The sequence below is a fragment of the Streptomyces silaceus genome (assembly GCF_001419745.1).
Classification (GTDB): domain Bacteria; phylum Actinomycetota; class Actinomycetes; order Streptomycetales; family Streptomycetaceae; genus Streptomyces; species Streptomyces silaceus.
In genome coordinates, this window is record NZ_LIRJ01000251.1 from 19548 (window position 1) to 27109 (window position 7562).

The 7562-nt window shown below is 73.4% G+C and carries 6 protein-coding genes; all 6 read right to left on the bottom strand.

What is annotated here, in order from left to right:
* Nucleotides 1-5: 5 nt before the first annotated feature.
* Nucleotides 6-689, bottom strand: a complete 684-nt coding sequence (locus AOK22_RS23240; RefSeq protein WP_055700641.1) for an EboA domain-containing protein — start codon at nucleotides 687-689, stop codon at nucleotides 6-8.
* On the bottom strand, nucleotides 686-1720 hold the full coding sequence (locus AOK22_RS23245; RefSeq protein WP_055700642.1) for a sugar phosphate isomerase/epimerase family protein: 1035 nt from the start codon (nucleotides 1718-1720) through the stop codon (nucleotides 686-688). The genes AOK22_RS23240 and AOK22_RS23245 overlap by 4 nt, the downstream gene beginning before the upstream one ends.
* A complete protein-coding gene (locus AOK22_RS23250; protein ID WP_055700643.1) occupies nucleotides 1717-2688 on the bottom strand; it encodes an SCO3242 family prenyltransferase in 972 nt (323 codons plus the stop codon). Before AOK22_RS23250 ends, AOK22_RS23245 begins: the two co-directional genes overlap by 4 nt.
* A 124-nt stretch (nucleotides 2689-2812) precedes the next feature.
* On the bottom strand, nucleotides 2813-3913 hold the full coding sequence (locus AOK22_RS23255) for an inositol-3-phosphate synthase (RefSeq protein ID WP_055700644.1): 1101 nt from the start codon (nucleotides 3911-3913) through the stop codon (nucleotides 2813-2815).
* A 240-nt stretch (nucleotides 3914-4153) separates the two neighbouring features.
* On the bottom strand, nucleotides 4154-5545 hold the full coding sequence (locus AOK22_RS23260; protein WP_055700645.1) for a ThuA domain-containing protein: 1392 nt from the start codon (nucleotides 5543-5545) through the stop codon (nucleotides 4154-4156).
* Between the two features lie 15 nt (nucleotides 5546-5560).
* The coding region (locus AOK22_RS23265; RefSeq protein WP_055700646.1) for a carbohydrate-binding protein at nucleotides 5561-7562 on the bottom strand (2002 nt) is incomplete at its 5' end.

Genomic DNA, 7562 nt, shown 5'->3' on the forward strand with positions numbered 1-7562 from the left:
GACTCCTACTCCTCGCCGGTCGAAGGGGCCGCGGGGCCCGAGGGAGCCGCCGGGTCCGAGGGGGGTTCGGGGGCGGTCAGGGCCAGGGCGCGGTGCAGGTCGCCGGGGACGGTGCGGCCCGCGGCGGTGCGTTCGTCCGCGTAGTCGCCGAGCATGCGGGCGAGTTCGGCGTCGCCGCGGGCGCGCCCGGGGAGGTCGGCGACGGCGTCCACGGGGACGCCGGTGAACAGGCACTTGAGGACGGCGTGGCGCCAGTCGTGGGGGGTGAGGTGCGCGGCGGCATAGGGGCCGACGGCCGCGGCGACGAGCCGGGTGTCGTTGGTGCGCAGGGCGTCCGCGACCAGGGGCACCGCCTCGGGGCCCGGGACCAGGTGGGGCAGTGCGTGCAGGACGGCACGGCGTTCGGCGGCGGCGCCCTGGGCGTAGACGCGGGTGAGGGTGTCCGTGGTCGCGTTCGCCGCGTGCAGGAGCAGGACGCGGGCGTCGTCGGCGTGCTCGGGGCCACAGCGCCGGGCGGCCTCGGCGAACCGCAGCTCCCAGGTGGGGAGCGGTCCCTGGTCCTGGTGTTCCGCTCGGGTGCCGTGGGCGGCGGCCTCGGCGGCGGCCTGGTCGAGCCAGGCCCGCGCGGCTCCGCCGAGGTCGGCTTCGAGCCGGGTGCGGAGGGCGGTGATGCCGGGGGTGTCGGTCACGGGGTTCCTCCTTCGGCGGGGAGTGCCGTCTCCGGGACCGTGGCTTCGGGGGCGGCGGCGTGCGGGGCCGCCGAGTCCGGGACGAAGGCGTGCGGGGCCGCGGCGTTCGGGACGACGGCGTTCCGGGCACTGGCGTACGGGACCGTCACGGCTTCGGCCGCCCGGTGCAGGAAGTCGATGGAGTGGGCGGCGAGATCGGGGCCCGCGTGGGAGTGGCGGGGCAGTTCGACGACGGTCAGGCCCTGGTAGCCGCTGGCGGCGAGGGCTGCCAGGACGGGCGGGAAGTCGATCTCACCGTCCCCGAACGGCAGGTGTTCATGGACGCCTCGGCGCATGTCCTCGATCTGGACGTGCCGCAGCCAGGGCGCGGCGGCGCGTACGCAGTCGGCGGGAGGGAGCGGTTCGAGGCACTGGCAGTGGCCGATGTCGAGGGTGAGGCCGAGGAGTGCGGGGTCGGGGTCGCCGAGCGCGTGGCGCAGGTGGTGGAAGTCGGCGAGGCAGGAGAGGAGGTGGCCGGGTTCGGGTTCGACGGCGAGCGCTACGCCGGCGCCGGACGCGGCGTCCAGGACGGGGCCGAGCGCGTCGGTGAGCCGTTTCCAGGCGATGTCGTCCGAGGTGTCCGGCGGGGTGATGCCGCTGAAGCAGTGCACGGCGTGGGCGCCCAGGTCGGCGGCGACCTGGACGGCGCGGATCAGCAGACGGACGCGGTCGGCCCGGCGTTCCGGGTCGGGGTCGAGGAGGGAGGGGCCGTGTTTGCGGCGCGGGTCGAGGACGTAGCGGGCGCCCGTTTCGACGGTGGCGGTCAGGCCGAGGCGGTCGAGCCGGCGTGCCACCTGGCGGGTGCGGGCGGCGAGATCGGGGGCGAGGGGGTCGAGGTGCATGTGGTCGAGGGTCAGACCGACGCCGGCGTAGCCGAGGTCGGCGAGGAGGCCGAGGGCATCGTCGAGACGGAGGTCGGTGAGGCCGTTGGTGCCATAGCCGAAGCGGAGTCCGCCGTGGGGACGGGGCTCCCGGAGCGCGGGGCCGCTCATGTGACGCTCACCTTCCGTGCGAACTTCCGGGCGGCCGGGGCGAGGGCGGCCGTCAGCAGGGCGGTGCCGACGGCGCCGGCGCGGGCGGAGAGCGCGGCCTGCAGCGGGATCATGGCGCGGATCCCACCGCCGACGGCACGTTGCGTGAGGGGAGGTGAGGGGTTGAGGACGGCGTGGAAGAGGGGCTTGGCGGTGGTTCCGACGTAGGCGAGGGCGAGCCCGGCGCGGAGGGCTTGGGAGGCGGGGTTGTGGGGGCGTCGGTCCGGCCCCGTCCCTCGACCCGACTCGGGTCCGGGGCCCGCCCCCTGCCGGATGCCATCACCTCGACGAAGCGACCCTGGCCACCCTCCCCGGCCCACCGCATGCCCCAACGCCGTCGTCGCCGCCAGGGCGGCCAGTGGGGTGGTGGAGGAGCCACCCTGGGCCTCGTGGCGGGAGACCTCGGTGACGGCGAGGGTGTGGGCGGCGAGGACCGCGGCGGAGGGGGCCGCCGCCCTGGCGCGCGGGGCGTTGCCGCGGCCCGCGGTGGCGGTCGCGCCGAGGAGCAGGTCCAGGCCGCGTGCCGTGGCCATGGCCGCCGGGCCCGCGGGGGTGTGCTTCAGGCCGAGGTCGTAGGCCCAGACCGTGCCGGCCAGGGCGCCCGCCACGGCGAGGGCGGTGCGGCCCGCGCGGGAGGCGAGGGTCAGGCCCGCGGCCGTGAGGGCGGTGGCCGCGGCGAGGGCCGCGGGCGGGGCGATGCGGCCGGACGGCAGGGGCCGCTCGGGGCGTTCGACGGCGTCCTCGGTCCGGTCCGCCCAGTCATTGAGGGCCATGCCGGCCTCGTACAGACAAAGGGAGGATCCGATGGCGAGAAGAGTGCGGCGGTTGGGGTGCAGGCCGGTCGTCGCCGCTCCGGCGAGCGCGTCGCCGGGGACGGTGAACAGGGCGGGGAGGCGCAGGAGTTCGGCCCAGTCGCGCGCGGTGCTCATGAGGCCTCCCGTGCGGAGGCCGCTCCGGGCCGAGGGGACGCGCTGCCGCACATCAAAACTCCGCACGTCGATGTTCCGCCCATCGATGTTCCGCACATCGATGTTCCGTCCACCGCTACACCGCTCATCGCTCCGTCCCCAGTTCCTCGGCGAACCGCAGCAGTTGCCCGTACTGCTCCCCCAGCGCGGCCGGAGCGCCGTCGTCCGGGTCCTTGAAGTAGAAGGCGAGGTACGGCAGGGAGCCGGTCAGGCCGGTGGCGTGGGCGCGGGCCGTCAGGCGGGCCAGGTCAAGGATGAGGGGCGCCGCGAGGGCCGAGTCGCAGCCCTGCCACGTGGTCTGCAGGACCATGCGCGTGCCGAGGAAGCCGTCGAAGGCGATGTGGTCCCAGGCCGTCTTCCAGTCGCCGAGGGACGGCACGTCGTCGATGTGGACCTCGCCCTCGGGGGCGGAGCCCAGTGTGTCGGCCAGGACGCGTTCCTTGCCCGCGTTCTTGGCCGCCGCCGCGGCCGGGTCGGCCAGGGCGGCGCCGTCGCCGCCGCCCAGGAGGTTCGTGCCCGACCAGGCCCGCACGTCGAGGGCGCGCTGCGCGAACATCGGGCCGAGCACCGAGCGCAGCAGGGTCTGTCCGGTCTTGCCGTCGCGGCCCGCGTACGGCAGGCCGCTGGAGCGTGCCGCCTCGGCGAGGCGGGGGTGGTGCAGTCCCGTGGAGGGGGTGAAGTTCACGTAGGGGCAGCCGGCGCGGAGCGCCGCCGCGGCGTAGAGGGAGCTGGCGGGAAGACGCGCGTCGCCGTCCGTGGGCAGGGGTTCCGTCGAGGCGACGTTCACCACCACCGCGCGGGCCAGGCCCCGGCGGCGTACGAAGTCGCGCAGGTCGGCGGCGAAGGACTCGATGAGTTCGTCGTCCGTGCGGGAGTCGCCGGGGAGGGGGCCGCCGGGCCGGATCTCCGCGTCGGCGGCGGCGAGTTCGGCGTGCACCGCCGAAGGGAGGCCGTGCGGCAGGACGCCGCCGGCGGCGAGTTCCTCGGCCCGCTTGGGCAGCGGGCAGTGGGCGGTGTCGTGGCCGCCGAAGACGAGCGAGGTCAGCGGTGGCAGGCCGCTGTCGGCGAAGGGGGGTGTCTCGGTGACCATGCCGGTGGGTGGTCGCAGTCCCGCCGCGACCGCCGCGCAGCCGGCGACGGCCGTGGTCGCGACCGACCCGCGCGCCCCGACCAGCCAGACCCCCACGAGTTCTTCCGCCGCTGTCCCGGCGGACGGAGCGGAAGAAGCGGACGAAGTAGAGCGCGCGGATGTGGACACGGCGGCCTCCTGCCTTGCCTTGGCTCATGTGGACACGCGCAGGGGCACCCCTGCGCGTGCGCGAACGCCCCGGCCCGAAGGTGCGCGCGTCCGTGGTGGATGCGCGGACACCTCCGGCCCGGAGGAAAGACGGCGGGCGGAGGTCCGGCGTCCTCCGCCCGCCGCCGTCTAGCGCCCCGCGTCCGCGCCGGCCGGCGCGGGCCGGCCGGTGTGGCGTGCGGGCAGATCCTTCAGCCGGATGTTCCGGAAGGAGACCTCGTCGGCGTCCCCGTGGTTCTGGATGCCGATGTGGCCCTGGCGCAGGCTCCGTGCGGGGTCGGCGTTGGTGAAATCGTTGATCTTCACGCCGTTGAGATAGACGCGAAGGCGTTCGCCCTCGACGCGGATCTCGTACGTGTTCCACTCCCCCGGCGGGTTGAGCGCCTTGTCGCGCTTCTTCAGGTCGGCGGACCGGAAGCCGTAGACGGACCCCGTGGTCTTCTCGGGGACGTCCGTGGCGTCGATCTGGATCTCGTAGCCGTTGTCGACGGCCGACCAGGGGTCGTCGGAGGGCGGGAAGCCCACGAAGATCCCGGAGTTGTCGTCGCCGGCCATCCGCCAGTCGAGCTTGAGCGAGTACGAGCCGAGCTCGCGCCGGTCGTACCAGAGCATGCCCATCCCGCCGGTGGTCGTCAGCGTCCCGTCGTCCTCGTCCAGCGCGAAGGAGCCGGGGCCCGCCTGTTTCCAGCCCTCCAGGGAGCCCGCCGTGCCGTCGAAGAGCGGGGTGTAGCCCTTCTCGGGACGGCAGTCGGCCTGGACCGCGCCGACCGCCCACCGGATCCCGCCCAGCAGGTGCTGCCGGAAGGCGGGTTCGGCGTACGACTCCTTGGTGTGGCCGCCGCCGGTGTAGAAGGCGCGGCCGCCCTGGTAGTCGCTCTGGCACCAGGCGATGGGATGGTCCCCCGCCATCGTGCCGCCCGTGTACGAGGACTCGTCGAGCGAGGCAAGGACGCGGGCCCGGTCGCGCGGGTTGGCGCGGTAGTTGTACCACTCGTCGGTGCGGTCCCACGTCCCGGTGCCCAGGTGGGCGGTGGCCGGGTGCGCGTGGTCCTCGACCTGCACCTTCGCGGGCTGGATCGCGGGGTGCGACTGGAAGTACGCGCCCGCGAGCCCGCCGTAGAAGGGCCAGTCGTACTCGGTGTCGGCGGCGGCGTGCACGCCGACATAGGCGCCGCCGGCCCGGATGTACTTCTCGAACGCCGTCTGCTGCGCGGCGTTCAGCACGTCACCGGTGGTCGAGAGCCAGACCACGGCGTCGTACTGGGCGAGGTTGGCGTCCGTGAAGGCCGCCGCGTCCTCGGTGGCGTCGACGGCGAAGCCGTTCGCGGCGCCGAGTTCCTTGACGGTCGCGATGCCCTCGGGGATCGAGTCGTGCCGGAAGCCCGCGGTCTTGGAGAAGACCAGGACCTTCTCGCCGTCCTGTCGCGACGGCTCGGGTCGCGAGGCCGCGGGGCCCGACACACAGCCGATGAGCAGGGCCGCCGCGGCGGTCGCCGTGGCCAGCCGTGCGGATGCGCGCATGTGCTGACCTCCCGCTCAGCTCGTGGTGAAGGTGAAGTCGTCGACGTCGTACAGCGCTCCGCCGCCCGACCCCTTGAAGACGAGGAACAGCGTGGTGGTCTTCGTCGGCGGCTTGGCGAGGCCCGTACTGACGTCGGTGTAGGTCTCCCACGAGCCGGTCGGCGCGACCTTCGCGGTGCCGAGCAGCTTGCCGGTGGCCGATCCGCTGCGCACCTCCAGCGTGCCGCCGGCGCCCGCGGAGGCGACCCGCGCGGTCAGCTTGGTGGCGTTGCCGAGGAGGTACGGCTTGAAGGAGATCCAGTCGCCGTTGTGGATGTCGCCGACCGTCTTGCCGCCGTGCGCCGGGGTGTGGTTGACCACGGAGACGCCCTTGGAGCCGTTGAAGTGCTCGCCCTGGCGGTGCTTGGGCTGGACGACGTTCTGGTCGTGGGTGGTCAGCGCGGGCTGGCCGTTGGCACCCTTGTCGGTGTACTCGGCGTCGAAGACCCCGAAGATGTTGGCGTTCGGGTCGTGCTCGCCGTCGGCGGAGGTCTGGATGGTGCCCTCGCAGCCGTTGGCCGAGGTGACCGGGTGGCCGTGGCTGTCATGGCCGAGGATGTGGGTGACCTTCACCTTGGTGCAGTCGATCCTGCCGTCCTCCGGGTCGGACACCTTCACCTTGAAGGGCACCTTGTCGCCGAAGGTGAACAGATGGCCGTCGCCGGGGAGTTCCAGGGTCACCTTGGGCGCGGTGTTGCCGACGGTGAGGTGCGCGCTGGCCGAGCCGGTGCGCCCGGTGGAGTCCTTGACGGTCACGGTCGCGGTGTAGACGCCGTTCTTCTTGTACGTGTACGTGGGGTTCTGCTGGGTCGACTTGCCGCCGTCGCCGAAGTCCCAGGCGTAGGTCAGGGTGCCGCCGTCGGCGTCCGTGGCCTTCGCGGTGAACGAGGTCCGCAGGGGTGCCTGGCCACTGGTCTTGGAGGCGGTGGCCTCGGCGACCGGGGAGTGGCCCTCGGTGGCGTTCTCGATGCGGTAGAGGCCGGAGTTCTCGTCGCCGCCGAACCAGGCGGTGCCGTAGTCCAGGACGTAGAGGGCGCCGTCGGGGCCGAACTCCATGTCCATCACCTGGGTGCCGGTCCAGGGGAACGGGTTGATCTTCGAGACGGTGCCGTCGGCGCCCTGCTCGATGCGCTTGATCCAGCGCCGGCCGAACTCACCGGCGAAGAAGTTGCCGTCGTACGCCTCGGGGAACTTCACCGGGGAGGTGTTCGCGGCGTCGTAGCGGTAGACGGGTCCGCCCATCGGGGACTCGGAGCCGCTGCCGAACTCGGGGACGGATCCGCCGTCGTACGGGATCCAGGCCTCCTGCGCGGGCGGCAGGTCGGTCAGGCCGGTGTTGTGCGGCGAGTCGTTCTTCGGCGCGGCGCAGTCGAAGGCGGCGCCGGAGGTGCCGGTCGCGAAGTCGTAGTCGACGTAGGCGTCGTTCTTGCCGGTGCAGAAGGGCCAGCCGAAGTTGCCCGCCTTGGTCACCCGGGCGAACTCGACCTGTCCGGCAGGGCCGCGCTTGGGGTCGGCCGCGCCCGCGTCGGGCCCGTAGTCACCGACGTAGACGATGCCGGTCGGCTTGTCGACGCTCATCCGGAAGGGGTTGCGGAAGCCCATCGCGTAGATCTCGGGGCGGGTCTTCTCGGTGCCCTTGGCGAAGAGGTTGCCGTCCGGGACGGTGTACGAGCCGTCGCCGGCGACCTTGATGCGCAGGATCTTGCCGCGCAGGTCATTGGTGTTGCCCGCGCTGCGCCGCGCGTCGAAGGCCGGGTTGCGGTTCGCGCGCTCGTCGATGGGCGTGAAGCCGTCGGAGGCGAAGGGGTTGGAGTCGTCGCCGGTCGAGAGGTAGAGGTTGCCGTCCTTGTCGAAGTCGATGTCGCCGCCGACGTGGCAGCAGGTGCCGCGGCTCGCGGGGACGTCGAGGACCTTCTTCTCGCTGGCGGTGTCCAGGGTGCCGTCGGCCTTCAGGACGAAGCGGGAGAGGCGGTTGACG